Below are 14,312 nucleotides of genomic sequence, written 5' to 3'. Positions count from 1 at the left end.
AAATTGGATATATTTGTTGAGATACCTATTGAATCCCAGATATAACCATGATAAAATAAGAAGAGAATTCAGACAACAGCGTCAAAAGATCGGTATCCTCCATTTTCACTGTAGAGGATACCCCTTTATCGCGGGAAGGGGTGAGTAGCGTGGCATTGCGTCTGTTTGAGCACAACGAAAAAGCATATCATGCGGCAGAACGGATGATGGAGCAGTACGGCAAGGCTGTGATTGTCCACCCAACTGGCACCGGAAAAAGCTACATTGCGTTCAAGCTGATCGAGGACAACCCGGAGAAGATCGTAATCTGGCTTTCTCCCAGTGAATACATCTTCAAGACCCAGCTGGAGAGCCTGAAAAGGAATGACCCGGAATTTCCGCTGGCAAACGTTCACTTTTACACCTACGCAAAACTGATGTGCTGTACGCAGGCACAGCTGGAGAAAATTGCGGCGCAGAAGCCCGCCTATATTATACTCGATGAATTCCACCGTGCCGGTGCAGAATGCTGGGGCGAAAGCACGGTGGCTCTATTAAAGTTATGCCCGGACGCAAAACTGCTTGGGCTGACAGCGACAAACATCCGATATTTGGATAACAACCGCGACATGGCTGAAGAGCTTTTTGACAGCCGTGTTGCGAGCGACATGACCCTTGGCGAAGCAGTCGTCAGGGGTATTTTGCCTGCCCCGAAGTACGTGACCACCGTCTACCAGTACCAGAAAGCCCTCGCGAAGTACCAGGCGCGGGTGGACAACCTGCGGACACCGGGCATTCAGGACGTGAATCAGAAATATCTGGACGCCCTGCGCCGGGCACTGGAACAGGCGGACGGTCTGGACAAGGTCTTTGCCCATCATATCACAAACAAATCGGGAAAGTACATCGTGTTCTGTGCCAATAAGGAACACATGGACGAGATGGTGTCCCATGTGCCGGAGTGGTTCGCGGGAGTGAACCCGGATGTGGTGGTATACGAAGCCTATTCCGATGACCCGAACACCGACAGGGCATTTTCGGACTTCAAAACGGACATCAGCAACCGGCTGAAACTGCTGTTTTGTATCGACATGCTCAACGAAGGCGTCCATGTGGAGGGCATTTCTGGGGTCATTCTGTTCCGACCAACGATTTCGCCCATCATCTACAAGCAGCAGATCGGACGCGCCCTGACCGCCGGAGATACCGCAACCCCGCTGATTTTGGATGTGGTCAACAACTTCGAGGGCTTGACCAGCATTTCCGGTCTGCAAAGCGAGATGCAGGAGGCCGTCCATCGGCTCTATGCCAACGGCGAGGGCGATAAAATCGTGACCGAGCGGTTCGAGGTCATCGAGCAGGTGCATGACTGCCGGGTGCTGTTTGAGCAGCTTCAGGCAAGCCTTTCTTCCAGTTGGGAACATTATTTCTCCGAAGCCAGCATCTACTACGCGGAGCACGGCAACCTGAATGTCCCGAAACTGTATACGACGCCCGGCGGTCTGAGTCTCGGCGTGTGGTTGGTCACGCAGCGTCGTGTGCGCGAGGGACAGATTCAAGGCAATCTGACCGAGCAGCAAATCGCGCGGCTGGACAGCATCGGGATGGTCTGGGGCAACCGGAAGGAAATTGCGTGGCAGCATGGATTTGAGGCTGCAAAGAAATACCACGACACCTACGGAAACCTGATGGTGCCCGGCAAATATACCGACCCGGACGGTTACCCCTTGGGACAGTGGATTATCAAGACCCGGCAGCAGAAGCTGAATGGCCGTTTGAAGGAAGAACGTATCACGCAGCTTGAAGAGATTGGCATGGTGTGGAGCGTTTTTGATGCCAAGTGGGAAAAGGCTTATGCGCTGGCTGCGGCTTATTACGAGGAAAACGGCAACCTGAATATCCCGCGTTCCTATGTAACAGCAGCTGGTGAACGGCTGGGACAATGGGTCGCAAGCCAGCAATGGGCGTACCCGAAAAGAAAGCTGACAGACGAACAGGTCGAGCGGCTCAACCGAATCGGGATGTACTGGGGCAACCGCAATGACCGCCAGTGGAACGAAGGGTATCAGGAGGCAAAGCGCTATTTTGATGTCCACGGAGACCTGAATGTCCCGGCTGATTATGTGTCACCGGGCGGTTACAACCTCGGAAATTGGGTCAAGCGGCAGCGGTATACCCGCCAGAATCCTGAAAAAAGCTGCGCGGTTCTGACAGAGGAGCGGATTGGAAAGCTGGATGCCATCGGGATGCGGTGGGAGAAAAGCAATCTGAAGCACCTATCTCAGCAAGCGGTACGAGTCGAAATAGTTGCGGCAAAAGCGGGTTGAAACAAGAAATTTAGAAACGAACACAAACTTATGTGAGGAAAAAATGGCTACGAATACGACTGGAATTGAGAAGAAAGTTGAAATTGACCGAAAAGAAAATCTGCACGACCATCGGCTGTATTGGTTCGTCCGCCGTGCGCAGGATATTGTTCTGTCGTCAGTGGCACTGGTGGTGCTGTCACCTGTTATGTTGATTACAGCGATTGCCATCGTGATAGATGATCCGTCCGCTGGCCCAATTTTCTCGCAGGAGCGTATTGGCCGCAACGGAAAACCCTTCAAGTTCTATAAGTTCCGATCTATGTGCCCCAACGCAGAGGCAAAGTTGGATGATCTGCTGGATCAGAACGAGATGGATGGCCCGGTTTTCAAAATCAAGGATGATCCGCGCATTACTCGTGTGGGCAAGTTTATCCGTAAGACCAGCATTGATGAACTGCCGCAACTGTGGAACATCCTGAAGGGTGATATGAGCATTGTTGGCCCCCGCCCTGCACTTCCCCGCGAGGTAGAGCAGTACGGCGACTACGAAAAGCAGCGCCTGTATGTGACTCCCGGACTGAGTTGTTATTGGCAGATCGCCCCGCACCGGAATGATTTGTCTTTTGAAGAGTGGATGGATCTGGATGTGAAATACGTCAAGGAGCGTAGCTTCTGGGTGGATTGGAAGATTATTTTTAAGACATTCAAAGTGTGCCTGCTGGGGCATGGGGAGTAATCGGTTGGATACATCATCTTTAAGGATAAGTACATAGATACAAAACTTTTTTAAAAGATGTGCGCGATAAGAACTGGAGGAATAGGTATTATGAAAAAATACAAAATTGCTGTTGCCGGTACCGGAGCTAGAGATATAATAGGGTCAACCAAGAAAAACTACGATAACTAAATGGTTTTGACGGCTTGAGTTGTCCTTCAAATGTTTTATTTGTTGAAAAACTGCAAGATGCGGAAAATCCGGGGTTATATGTAGGAGGCTTTTTGGAAAGCTCTGTTTTGACCCACAAAAGGAGCAGCAAATAAAGATTGAAGGAGAGTTCAAGCCTACGGTGGATTGCCTTTGTGCGGCCCGCCGTGGGTTTGTTTGTTTTTGTCCATAAGGGAATAGATGTAACATTAGCGATAAAATGTGAGGATAGAATAGAGGAATGAATTTTAGGAAAGAAATACAGCACATATATCTTGTGGGCGCGAAGTCATTGGGGGCTTACGGAGGTTATGAAACCTTTGTATACAAGCTCACGGAGTATCACCAGAATAAAGAAAACATCAAATATCATGTTGCCTGCAAAGCCAATGGCGATGGTTGCATGGATGAGAGCAAGTTTGAGGGCGTGACAAAGATCAATGATCACGAGTTTGAATTTCACAATGCCCACTGCTTCAAAATAGATGTTCCTCAGATAGGCTCTGCACAGGCAATTTATTATGATGTTGCTGCACTAAAGGCTTGTTGCGAACATATCAAGAAAAACCATATCCCTCATCCGATAGTTTACATCATGGCTTGCCGCATTGGGCCTTTTGCTGGTCATTTTTACAGAGAAATCCATAAACTGGGTGGTACTGTGTTCTTGAATCCAGATGGGGAGTGTGAAATAATACGCGGCTGTCATAATAGGGACAAGGGTACGGCAGAGAATGAAAGGCTCCGCGACCTGAAGTTCATATTTTCTTACCCGAAGAATGAACGATTGATCTTTCTGTGTGGCAGAAATGCCGCTCAGAAAGAAATCTCGACCATGAGGGTGGGGTGACAGCCAGCGGACAGGTGAACAAGCCTATCCGCTCTTTGTGTTGGCTGGAATGACCCAAAAATCGAATGTATGGGGATTAGACGTTGTTACAAGTAAAGGGGAGTGTGAAATAATATGGACAACCAGAGAAAAGCCTGATTTCATGCGGGTTTACGCGGCTTGACCTTTTCACCTCAACTTGTTTCTGCTTGTCATGGTGCGTTAGGGCTAGCGTGTTTTCAGGGGTTAATGGCTTCTGGTTGCGCTCTATACTTAACCCACCACAGCGAAAGCTGATAGAGCAGAAAACAGAATAAGGAGGTACGAAGGCGAGCCTGCGTATAGATTGCTACTGCAATCTGTATACAGGCTTGTTGTCGTGCAATGAAGTAAGCAGGGGATTCAACAAGAAATTGTGATGTAGGCAAGGGGAATTATTATGATTATTACACAAACACCGTTTCGCATGTCTTTCTTTGGTGGCGGAACAGACATGGAAAGTTTTTTTAGAGAGAATGGCGGAGCAGTTCTCTCTACAACGTTTGATAAATATTGCTATGTAAATGTACGTCATCTGCCACGCTTTTTTGACTATTCCACGGAATTATCCTATTCAAAAACGGAGCGTGTGACCTGCATTGAAGATATTCAGCATCCTGCAATTCGTAATGCAATGAAGATGTTGGATATGCACGAAATTCGGCTTACATATGAGGCAGACCTTCCGGCGCGCTCTGGTCTGGGTACTTCAAGTTCCTTCGCAGTTGGAATGTTGAATGCTTTTTATGCGCTGAAAGGAAAATATGCTGATAAGAAAAAACTGGCAGATGAAGCGATTTATCTTGAACGGAATCTATGCCAGGAAGCGGGCGGTTGGCAGGATCAGATCGCAGCATCCTTTGGCGGCTTTAACCGTATCAACTTCAATGCAGATGGATATGAAGTACTTCCAGTAATTATCGCTCCAGAGCGAAAGAAGCAACTGAACAAAAACCTGATGATGTTCTTTACTGGATTCACTCGGTTTTCCTCAGATGTCCAGAAGGCAAACGCCGCAGGAAAAACGGATAAAACGGCACAACTGAAAGAAATGCTGACGTTGGTTGATGAAGCAGAGAAAGTGCTGGTAAACAAAGAACGGGATTTGGATGATTTCGGAAGAATGCTCGACCATACATGGAAATTGAAACGCCAGACGGGTTCAGCAGTTTCGACTAACAGCATTGATGAACTCTATGCCAAAGGTATTGCAGCAGGGGCGTTGGGCGGAAAACTTCTTGGTGCTGGCGGCGGCGGTTTCCTTGTGTTCTATGTGCAGCCGGAACGACAGGATGCTGTTCGCTGGGCAATGCGTGATCTCTTGTATATTCCGTTTCAGTTTGAGGATGGCGGTACGCGGGTAATTCATTATACCCCGGAAGATTATGTGCCAAAGGATTGAATGTATGAAAGTTGTGATTATGGCCGGAGGAAAGGGTACTCGGATTTCCTCGGTTGCGAGTGATATTCCAAAACCCATGATAAAAGTTGAAGGCATCCCCGTTCTGGAGCGAGAAATCGAGTGTCTGAAGAATCAAGGATTTGATGACATTATTCTAACGGTAAGCCATCTGGGAAATATTATCATGGATTACTTTGGTGATGGCTCTGGAAACTCTCCGGTAACGGGCGAGCCGTTTGGTGTACATATTGACTACTATTTTGAAGAAGAGCCTCTCGGCAATGCGGGGGCACTGTTCAAAATTAAAGATAAGCTGACATCAGATTTTCTTCTGTTAAATGCAGATGCAATGTTTGATGTGGATTTCAACCGTTTTGTTGCTTTTCACCGGAAGCATGGCGGATTGGTTACGCTTTTTACGCACCCGAACAGCCACCCCTATGACAGTGGATTGATTATTGCAAATAAAAACGGTGCTGTCGAAAAGTGGCTGGCAAAGGAAGATGAACGGCCACAGTACTATAGAAATCGAGTGAATGCAGGCTTACATGTTATCAATCCTAAAGTGCTGGAACTTGTCGGAATCAATGCCGATTCGGTAGGTAAGATTGGCGTGGATGGTAAGCCTGTAAAGGTCGATTTGGATCGTCAGCTATTAAAACCACTGGCTGGAACGGGAAAGATGTTCTGCTATGACAGCCCAGAGTATGTCAAAGACATGGGAACACCGGAACGCTACTATTCCGTTTGTAAGGATTGCAAAGAAGGCAAAATCTCGGCTAAAAATCTGAAAAACAAGCAAAAAGCAATCTTCCTTGACAGGGATGGAACCATTAACAAGTATGTTGGATTTCTTAGAAATATAGATGACTTTGAATTGATTGATGGTGTTACTGAAGCAATTCGCAAGATCAATGAATCTGGATATCTTGCTATTGTTGTTACAAATCAGCCTGTTATTGCGCGCGGTGAAGTTTCCTTTGAAGAGTTGGAAGAAATACACAACAGGATGGAAACACTTCTGGGTAAAGAAGGAGCCTATCTGGATGCAATCTATTATTGTCCGCATCATCCACATAAGGGATACGAGGGCGAGCGTCCAGAACTAAAAATTGACTGCGACTGTCGTAAACCTAAGCCCGGAATGCTGTTAAAGGCAGCAGAGGATTTCAACATTGATCTTTCTCAGTCATGGATGGTAGGCGATGGCGAAAATGATATCAAGGCTGGAATCAATGCTGGTTGTAAAACGGTGCTTTTGAGCAGCGGTAATGAAAGTTTTGGACAGACCGTGACAGTCACTTCGTTAGCTGGATTTACACATTCCTTGGTGTAAGGAGAAAATGAATGAATAAATTATGGAGGCTTGGAAATCGCCTGTCAAAAATGGGGGGGGGGTACCACGCAAAATTTCAAGACTTCTTGAATTGATGAATCATTTGATTTGCGCCTGTTCGGTATCCATTGACGCCGAAATTGGCGAGGGAACGGTTTTCTATCATAGAGGAATTGGATGCGTTGTACATCCGAAAGCAGTAATAGGAAAAGATTGCAAAATCTTTCAAAGTGTAACGATTGGAAGTAAATGGTCAAAAGCTAACTGCTTGGGGGAAGCTCCCCACATTGGTAATAGTGTGATGATAGGAGCAGGAGCTGTAATTTTAGGAGCTATCTCAATCGGAGATAATTCCATTATCGGAGCAAATGCAGTTGTTACACACAGTGTACCAGCGAACTCACTTGCGTTGGGGGTTCCAGCGACGATTAAGAAACTGTGAGGAAAGAATGAAGAACAAACAGATTAAATTACTTGTTGAAAGATATCCAGTATTAAAAGCTATAGAAAATGAGGTTTTCGACGCATATCAGATTTTGGAAAACTGCTATGCACACGGCGGAAAGCTGTTGGTTGCCGGAAATGGTGGTTCTGCTGCGGATGCGGAGCATATTGTAGGAGAACTGATGAAAGGCTTTAAGCTGCCTCGTAAGCCTGACGCAGATTTCGCAGAAAAGCTGGTTGTGGAAAATCAGGAATTTGGTTCTGTTCTGGCAGAAAATCTACAGGGGGCACTGCCAGCCATTGCTTTGGATGGGCATCCGGCTCTTTCGACCGCATACATGAACGATTGTGAACCGTTGCTTTGCTTTGCACAGCAAGTCAATGGCTATGGCAAAATGGGAGACGTGTTTTTGGGAATTTCCACAAGCGGAAACAGTAAAAATGTGCTTTATGCAGCAACGACGGCTCATGCAAAAGGTATGAAAGTTATCGGGCTTACAGGAGCCAAAAGCAGCAAACTGGAACAGATGAGCGATGTTTGTATCAAGGTTCCGCAGACAGAAACATATATGATTCAGGAACTACACCTTCCTGTGTATCATTGCTTGTGTCTGATGTTGGAAGAGAGATTTTTTGGGGAGAACGGTTGAAATGGAAAAGCAGGCGTTGCTAAACACCTATATCAATAATGTAACGATGCCCGAAACAATTGCGGCCATTGAACAGATGATTGCGGACAACAAGAAATCATATGTTGTTGCAATTAATGTCGATGTGGTGATGAAAATCGAAAATGATCCATATCTCAAACAGGTGGTTGACAACGCAGATATGGTACTTGTAGATGGAAAGCCGCTTGTTTGGATTTCAAAATTGCATGGGAAGCCGCTGAAAGCGAAGATTTCCGGGTCTGATCTTGTTCCACTTCTTTGTGAAGTTGCAGCACAGAAGAAATATACAATCTTCATTATCGGTGGAAAAGATGGCATTGCGGAACAGGCAAAGCGAAAACTGGAAGAAAAGCTGCCGGGAATCCAGATTGTGGGAACATATGCGCCGCCGCTTGGATTTGAAAAGGATGAAAAGGAATTGGACAAGATCAACCAAATGATTTCAGGGGTTCACCCGGATTTGTTGATTGCCTGCTTTGGCTGCCCGAAACAGGAGAAGTGGATTTACGAAAACATCTCAAAGTATGATGCTAAGGTATCCGTTTGTGCGGGTGCAACCGTTGATTTTCTTGCGGGTAATGTCAACCGCGCACCAAGATGGATGAGCGAGCATGGGCTGGAGTGGTTCTATCGCTTTTTGCAGGAACCCAAGCGAATGTTTAAGAGATATTTTGTAGACGATGTGAAAATTGTTGGGTTAATTAAAAAGTATAGGTGATTTGATGAGCAAAGAATGCAAAGAAGAGCTTGTTAGCATCATTATTCCCGTTTACAATACGCCGAAACAATTCTTGGAAGAGTGCTTGGAATCTATAAGAAAACAGCGCTATAAAAATATAGAGGTTATTATTGTGGATGATGGTAGTAAGCATGAAACAGCAAGCTATCTTGATACACTGAAAGAAAAAAATATCGTCATAGCACATAAAAATAGGGGGGGGGAGTTAGCTCTGCGCGAAATTATGGAGTGCGGTGTGCAAAAGGAAACTACATTTGCTTTGTGGATGCGGATGACCTGATTAGCGAGAAGTTTGTGGAAAGCCTCTATAAGGGAATCAAAGAAAATCAAACTTTAATGTCGGCTTGTCGATTGGAAAAAGTAAGGAGTTTATCTCAAAAAAGAGAGCCAGAAGAGCAAATCACTTTTAAAAATTTTTGTGGTGCAGATATTTGGCAGAATGTAAATACAGGATACTGTGTTACAAAAATGTATGATAAATCTATTTTCTTGAATAGTGAATTTGATGAAACGATATCCATGTGTGAAGATGCTTTGTTTGTGAGCACGGTATTAAATAAAATACAGAGCTGCTGTGCAACAAAAAGTATCTTATATTATTATAGGGAAAATCCGCAAGGGGCATCACATTTAGCAAATGCTCAAAAGTATAAGCAGGCAATCGAAGTCAGTAAGAAGATTATGTTGTTTGATTTGATTGGGCAGACAGAAGAAAATTTGAGAATTTATAAAGACTTTCAAGCAGTATGGGAACTAAAATATATGCTTGCACTTTCTGCTGAGAATAAAAGTAAAGACAACGACCAGATAAGAAGTGAACAGAAACTTTACCGCAAAGAACTGCTTCCCTATACAAAAAACACGATGGACAAGCGAGTGAAGCTGGCAAACTTTATAATTATGCTTCCATACCCGATTTTTCAGCTGAGTTTAAGTGCTATAAATAACGTTTTAAGGAAACGATAATGGAACTTGAAAAGCAAAATATCCTCTTTATTGTTCGCACAATGGGCCTAGGCGGAACAGAAAATGTTGTGCTTCAATTATGCGAGATACTCTCAAGAAAAGTGAATAAGATTGTTGTGTGTTCGTCCGGCGGTGTCCACGAGAAAAAGTTGCAAGAAATGGGAATCAAGCATTATCTGATCCCAGACATTGCAAGCAAAAATCCGATGGATATGCTGAAAAGCTGTCGTTCAATAAAAAGAATTATAGATAATGAACAGATTACCATTGTCCACTCCCATCATCGGATGGCTGCTTTCTATGCGGAACTTGTTGCACCAAAGAGTGTCGTAAAAGTTGCGAATGCACACAACACATTCACTGACAAGAAGAAATTGACTCAACTGGCATATCGAAATACAAAAGTTATTGCTGTGGGAGAAATGGTCAAGAAAAACCTGACAGAGTATTTTGAAATTCCTAAAGAGCAGGTTAGTGTTATCCATAATGCCGTTAAGCCATTTGACGGCAAAAATGTTCCGGTTGAAATGCTTTATAAGGAACACGCAAAAGGAAATGTGTTGATTGGAAATATTGGAAGATTGTCTGAACAAAAGGGCATGACCTATTTTATTGAAGCGGCTGAAATTACAACAAGAACGCATCCGGAGGCACGGTTTATTATCGTGGGAGATGGTGAAGAAAGAGAGCAGCTTCATGCACAGATAGAAAAAAAGAAACTGCAGAATAAGATTCTGATTCTTGGATACAGGAATGATATTCAAAATGTAATGAGCCAGCTGGATTTTGTTGTTCTGAGTTCGCTTTGGGAAGGGCTTCCGCTTACGCCGATTGAAGCCTATTCTGTTGGTAAAACAGTGATCGGAACGGCAGTAGACGGAACACCGGAAATTATTCGTGATGGCGTAGACGGCTATCTGGTGGAACCGCGCAACCCGATGCAACTGGCCGAAAAGATGAATGAGCTAATTGAAAATCCTGAAATGCGGGAGAGTATGGGAATACAAGCAATGAAACGGTATCGGGATGAATTCTCTTTTGAGAAATTGTCCGAAAGATATATCGCTTTTTATGAGGGACTATAAGATGGAGCATACAAAAAGCTTAGGAAATCAAATGTCTAAGCCGGTTAAGTGTATTTACTATGCCGTGACATTATTTGGCAACGCAATCTGGAATAAAATTCCAAGTCGCCATCTAAGGAAGTGGTTTTACCAGCTTCTTGGCGCAAAGATGGGTAAAAACACATTTCCATGCCGTCGCGTGGAAATTCTTTTGCCGCAGGGACTGAAATTGGGTGACGGCGTTGCTGTGGGCTGGTTTGCGGAACTGGACGCGCGTGGTGGTATTACGGTAGACCACGATACTAATATTTCCAGCCATGTGAAGATGATTACAGGAAGTCATGATATTGATGACCCGGACTTTACTGCGGACTTTAAGCCCATTCATGTAGGGCATCATTGCTGGATCGGAACGGGTGCTACGATTTTGCAAGGCGTAAATATAGGCAATGGGGCTGTTGTAGCAGCAGGGGCGGTTGTTACAAAGGATATTCCTCCTTATGAAATCTGGGGGGGGGTCCCCGCTAAGTGCATAAGGAAAAGAACAGACGATCTCAGGTACAAAATTGGAGCACCGCCTCTGCTTCATTAAGGGACTCTGTAGAGAAAAACTGTAAGAGAGCATTTCTGGCAGCAAAATCTGTATGGATTTATGTGACGTTGCATATCCGTTATGGCACGAACATTGAAATGAGTGCAATAAATTCAATCAAAGGGAAATTTACCGTTGAACTTCTTCCAAAGAGTAGTTTACAGGTAGGAACATTTTTGATGAGTGCGGGTCCCTGCTATATAAAATGTACCGAAAAAGCACGGTGTAGAATTGGTGAAAAGGTTTTTATGAACCATAATTGTTCCATCACCTGTGCGGAAGAAATAACGATTGGCGATGCTTGCAACATTGCCAACAATGTTGTGATCGTTGATCATGACCACCGGCTTGGAAAAGTCGGCGTGGAAAATGGTTTGGAAAGTACCCCTGTGCATATTGGAAGAAACGTGTGGATCGGCGCAAATGCGGTGATTTTAAGAGGCGTTTCTATTGGAGATGGAGCCATAATTGCTGCGGGAGCAGTTGTGAACCATGACATTCCTGCCCACGAAATATGGGGTGGAATTCCGGCAAAGAAAATAAGAAATTTGTCGGAAAGCTGATAAACAAGGAGAAAAGCGATGATTCCTAAAATTATTCACTACTGCTGGTTTGGCGGCAACCCGTTGCCGACGGATGTTAAGCGGTGCATTGAGTCATGGAAGAAGATGTGTCCGGATTATGAGATAAAACGCTGGGACGAATCCAATTTTGATGTCAATGCTCACCCATTTACCAAAGCCGCATACGAGGCAAAAGCATGGGCTTTCGTTTCGGACTATGCTAGATTGAAAGTGGTATGCGATAACGGCGGAATCTACTTAGATACAGATGTTGAACTTTTAAAAAATCTGGACTCCCTTCGGGAGTATCAGTGTTACATAGGTGTCCAGCAAGCTGGACACCTATGTACCACTGGATTAGGTTTTGGTGCCACAAAATCTAATCCAGTGGTACAACAGATGTTGAGAAAATACGATGAAATCGTATTTTCAGAAGAAAGAAAAACAGAATTTGCTTGTCCGTATCTCAACAATGCAGTTTTGGAAGAACTTGGATACATTTACAATGAGAATGAACCCGTCAACCTTGGCAGAACGCTTGTGCTGCCACCAAAGTATTTAGATCCCATTGCACCGGGTGAGGGAATGAAGTTACTCCGCTGCGAGGATACGATCTCAATCCACCATTACAGTGCTTCTTGGATGGGAAATAAAACAAGACTAAAGCGTAGAATCATTAGAATTATTGGACAGGAAAATGTAAGCAAGATCAAACAATTCTGCCAGAGATTAAAGATGGGCTAATTAAAATGAAAATATCACTATTAACACTATATTATTTATTTGTTGAAATAGCATTTTTGTTTCCGAGAGGTTATGGAGAATACAGTGAAATTTATCATCTAATCATGACCTTATTGGTATGGTCTGCAGTAATGTTGATTACAATTACTGAAATTCCAAAGATTATAAAACATTCAAAAAGAGTTAGTTCTAATAGCAAGATGATTGCGGTGTATTTCCTTATGGCAATTATTATTACAATTGTGCTTCAGAAAGGAATGCAAAGTGGACTACAGCAGATGATTGCAAGCCCCATATTTTGCGTCTTCTTGATACAAAATATCAAAAAGCACCCACAAAAATTGTTGGATACTTTGGCCACGGTTTTTATAATGAATTTATCCTTAAATATCGTAATAACACGAATTGCATTTGTGCCAAATAGCCATATTATTTTTCTTGGACATGTTCAAATGGTTTCACAATATGGACTGGCAGCATTAGTCGTTTCAGTTCTGTACTATATGACGTACAAAGATAAGAAAATTAAAATGTGTGGCTTAGTTCTATTGACGGTATTTACGATGTTAACAACAGATGCTGACTCAGCAGTGTTCTCGGCATTGATAATTATAATTGGCTTTATCGTATATAAGTTTAAACTTTACCGAGTATTCTTCTTCAAAACAGAAATCTATATGTTTGGAATGATAGCTATGAACATAGCAATTGTTTATCTTACGGCGGTAAATAGGACTATCATTCCAGGGCTAGATTTTTCTGGTAGAAGATTTGTTTGGCAGGATGCTCTTTTGAATATTAAAGCTCATCCAATATTTGGATATGGCATTGATGGAATACTTCTACATACATTTTGGACAGAGTGGTCTGGCGGAGGATTTAACTACGCCCATAACCAAATTTTACAAAATCTTCTTGATGGAGGTGTAATGCTAACGATTTCCTTTTGGATAATGATCTTCGCATTTATTAAACCTGCAAAGAAAATTCCGGAAGTAAAATATCGTGTGTTTGTTAATTCGTCTATAATTGCTCTCTTATTTGTAATGATTTTCGATAGTACGACATTGTACAGTTATATGTATGTTGTTTTGACAATTATACACGCTGTGCCTTTTCTTCGCACAGAAAAATCAATAAAAGAAAAATGTGGCAGAATTGAATTTTTACAAGAAAGGAAACGATAAAATGGGATTGATTAGTAGAGCAAAGGCAGCGTTTGCAAGAGTATATTATCCATGGAGAATTAAAAGCGTTGCAGCAGAATGTGGGGAAAATGTTTATGTTGGAGGAAAATCATATGTGACACATAAAACGCATCTAGGAAAACATTGTTGCTTTAATGGCATGAGTATGTCGGGAAATGGCGTTATAAAAATCGGTGACTATTTCCACTCTGGTCCAGGATGTCAAATTATAACATCATTCCATAATTATGAAGGCGATGCTATTCCGTATGATGATACATTTATTGACAAAGATGTTGAAATTGGAAAATGCGTTTGGCTTGGTAATAATGTAATCATTCTTGGGGGGGTTAAAATTGGCGATGGAGCGATAATTCAGGCGGGCTCTGTTGTGTGTAAGGACATTCCGCCATATGCAATTGCTGGTGGACATCCAGCTATCCCATTTAAATATAGAAGTGAAGAACATTATAAAAATATGGAACTTCAGAATAAGTATCATTAAGGAGCAATTAGTATACGG

General features: G+C 43.5%; 16 protein-coding genes. All 16 read left to right on the top strand.

The window, feature by feature from the left end; genetic code table 11:
- Positions 1 to 149 precede the first annotated feature (149 nt).
- The 16 genes from J3350_RS12200 (at position 150) to J3350_RS12125 (ending at position 14,294) form a co-directional block, all read left to right on the top strand.
- Positions 150 to 2,306, top strand: a complete 2,157-nt coding sequence (locus J3350_RS12200) for a Helicase associated domain protein (protein ID WP_370569323.1) — start codon at positions 150 to 152, stop codon at positions 2,304 to 2,306.
- A gap of 43 nt (positions 2,307 to 2,349) precedes the next feature.
- Positions 2,350 to 3,024 carry a sugar transferase gene (locus J3350_RS12195; RefSeq protein WP_207686805.1) on the top strand — a complete coding sequence of 225 codons (675 nt, stop codon included), beginning with the start codon at positions 2,350 to 2,352 and terminating at the stop codon, positions 3,022 to 3,024.
- Between the two features lie 430 nt (positions 3,025 to 3,454).
- A complete protein-coding gene (locus tag J3350_RS12190; RefSeq protein WP_242700275.1) occupies positions 3,455 to 4,063 on the top strand; it encodes a DUF1972 domain-containing protein in 609 nt (202 codons plus the stop codon).
- Between the two features lie 418 nt (positions 4,064 to 4,481).
- Entirely contained in the window at positions 4,482 to 5,483 is a 1,002-nt protein-coding gene (locus tag J3350_RS12185; RefSeq protein ID WP_207686804.1) for a kinase, read from the top strand.
- A gap of 4 nt (positions 5,484 to 5,487) precedes the next feature.
- Positions 5,488 to 6,819, top strand: a complete 1,332-nt coding sequence (gene gmhB / locus J3350_RS12180; RefSeq protein ID WP_207686803.1) for a D-glycero-beta-D-manno-heptose 1,7-bisphosphate 7-phosphatase — start codon at positions 5,488 to 5,490, stop codon at positions 6,817 to 6,819.
- 22 nt (positions 6,820 to 6,841) lie between these two features.
- Positions 6,842 to 7,261, top strand: coding sequence for a serine O-acetyltransferase (locus J3350_RS12175; RefSeq protein ID WP_207686802.1), 420 nt, complete (start codon positions 6,842 to 6,844; stop codon positions 7,259 to 7,261).
- A 7-nt stretch (positions 7,262 to 7,268) separates the two neighbouring features.
- Entirely contained in the window at positions 7,269 to 7,913 is a 645-nt protein-coding gene (locus tag J3350_RS12170) for an SIS domain-containing protein (RefSeq protein WP_207686801.1), read from the top strand.
- Position 7,914: 1 nt separating this feature from the next.
- Positions 7,915 to 8,652, top strand: a complete 738-nt coding sequence (locus tag J3350_RS12165) for a WecB/TagA/CpsF family glycosyltransferase (protein ID WP_207686800.1) — start codon at positions 7,915 to 7,917, stop codon at positions 8,650 to 8,652.
- 4 nt (positions 8,653 to 8,656) lie between these two features.
- Complete coding sequence (locus J3350_RS12160; RefSeq protein WP_207686799.1) at positions 8,657 to 8,953, top strand: glycosyltransferase family A protein; 297 nt, start codon at positions 8,657 to 8,659, stop codon at positions 8,951 to 8,953.
- Complete coding sequence (locus tag J3350_RS12155; RefSeq protein WP_370569322.1) at positions 8,935 to 9,639, top strand: hypothetical protein; 705 nt, start codon at positions 8,935 to 8,937, stop codon at positions 9,637 to 9,639. The genes J3350_RS12160 and J3350_RS12155 overlap by 19 nt, the downstream gene beginning before the upstream one ends.
- Positions 9,639 to 10,724, top strand: a complete 1,086-nt coding sequence (locus J3350_RS12150) for a glycosyltransferase (protein ID WP_207686797.1) — start codon at positions 9,639 to 9,641, stop codon at positions 10,722 to 10,724. The genes J3350_RS12155 and J3350_RS12150 overlap by 1 nt, the downstream gene beginning before the upstream one ends.
- Position 10,725: 1 nt before the next feature.
- Positions 10,726 to 11,295, top strand: a complete 570-nt coding sequence (locus J3350_RS14105) for a DapH/DapD/GlmU-related protein (protein WP_304999668.1) — start codon at positions 10,726 to 10,728, stop codon at positions 11,293 to 11,295.
- On the top strand, positions 11,232 to 11,858 hold the full coding sequence (locus J3350_RS12140; protein ID WP_370569321.1) for a DapH/DapD/GlmU-related protein: 627 nt from the start codon (positions 11,232 to 11,234) through the stop codon (positions 11,856 to 11,858). The genes J3350_RS14105 and J3350_RS12140 overlap by 64 nt, the downstream gene beginning before the upstream one ends.
- An 18-nt stretch (positions 11,859 to 11,876) precedes the next feature.
- A complete protein-coding gene (locus J3350_RS12135) occupies positions 11,877 to 12,602 on the top strand; it encodes a glycosyltransferase family 32 protein (protein ID WP_207686795.1) in 726 nt (241 codons plus the stop codon).
- Positions 12,603 to 12,823: 221 nt separating this feature from the next.
- Positions 12,824 to 13,789 (top strand): O-antigen ligase, encoded by a 966-nt coding sequence (locus J3350_RS12130; RefSeq protein ID WP_207686794.1) that lies wholly within the window; start codon positions 12,824 to 12,826, stop codon positions 13,787 to 13,789.
- Complete coding sequence (locus tag J3350_RS12125) at positions 13,752 to 14,294, top strand: acyltransferase (RefSeq protein WP_370569320.1); 543 nt, start codon at positions 13,752 to 13,754, stop codon at positions 14,292 to 14,294. Before J3350_RS12130 ends, J3350_RS12125 begins: the two co-directional genes overlap by 38 nt.
- The last annotated feature ends 18 nt before the right edge of the window (positions 14,295 to 14,312 follow it).

Origin of the sequence: Faecalibacterium sp. Marseille-Q3530 (assembly GCF_017377625.1) — a bacterium.
Lineage (GTDB): Bacteria > Bacillota > Clostridia > Oscillospirales > Ruminococcaceae > Faecalibacterium > Faecalibacterium prausnitzii_E.
This window is presented reverse-complemented; position numbering and strand designations above follow the sequence as displayed.

What these genes read in the sequence shown, in the direction of transcription:
- J3350_RS12195 (WP_207686805.1), top strand. Translation starts at nt 2,350, where the DNA reads ATGGCTACGAATACGACTGGAATTGAGAAGAAAGTTGAAATTGACCGA.
- J3350_RS12190 (WP_242700275.1), top strand. Translation starts at nt 3,455, where the DNA reads ATGAATTTTAGGAAAGAAATACAGCACATATATCTTGTGGGCGCGAAG.
- J3350_RS12185 (WP_207686804.1), top strand. Translation starts at nt 4,482, where the DNA reads ATGATTATTACACAAACACCGTTTCGCATGTCTTTCTTTGGTGGCGGA.
- gmhB (WP_207686803.1), top strand. Translation starts at nt 5,488, where the DNA reads ATGAAAGTTGTGATTATGGCCGGAGGAAAGGGTACTCGGATTTCCTCG.
- J3350_RS12175 (WP_207686802.1), top strand. Translation starts at nt 6,842, where the DNA reads ATGGAGGCTTGGAAATCGCCTGTCAAAAATGGGGGGGGGGTACCACGC.
- J3350_RS12170 (WP_207686801.1), top strand. Translation starts at nt 7,269, where the DNA reads ATGAAGAACAAACAGATTAAATTACTTGTTGAAAGATATCCAGTATTA.
- J3350_RS12165 (WP_207686800.1), top strand. Translation starts at nt 7,915, where the DNA reads ATGGAAAAGCAGGCGTTGCTAAACACCTATATCAATAATGTAACGATG.
- J3350_RS12160 (WP_207686799.1), top strand. Translation starts at nt 8,657, where the DNA reads ATGAGCAAAGAATGCAAAGAAGAGCTTGTTAGCATCATTATTCCCGTT.
- J3350_RS12150 (WP_207686797.1), top strand. Translation starts at nt 9,639, where the DNA reads ATGGAACTTGAAAAGCAAAATATCCTCTTTATTGTTCGCACAATGGGC.
- J3350_RS14105 (WP_304999668.1), top strand. Translation starts at nt 10,726, where the DNA reads ATGGAGCATACAAAAAGCTTAGGAAATCAAATGTCTAAGCCGGTTAAG.
- J3350_RS12135 (WP_207686795.1), top strand. Translation starts at nt 11,877, where the DNA reads ATGATTCCTAAAATTATTCACTACTGCTGGTTTGGCGGCAACCCGTTG.
- J3350_RS12130 (WP_207686794.1), top strand. Translation starts at nt 12,824, where the DNA reads ATGGCAATTATTATTACAATTGTGCTTCAGAAAGGAATGCAAAGTGGA.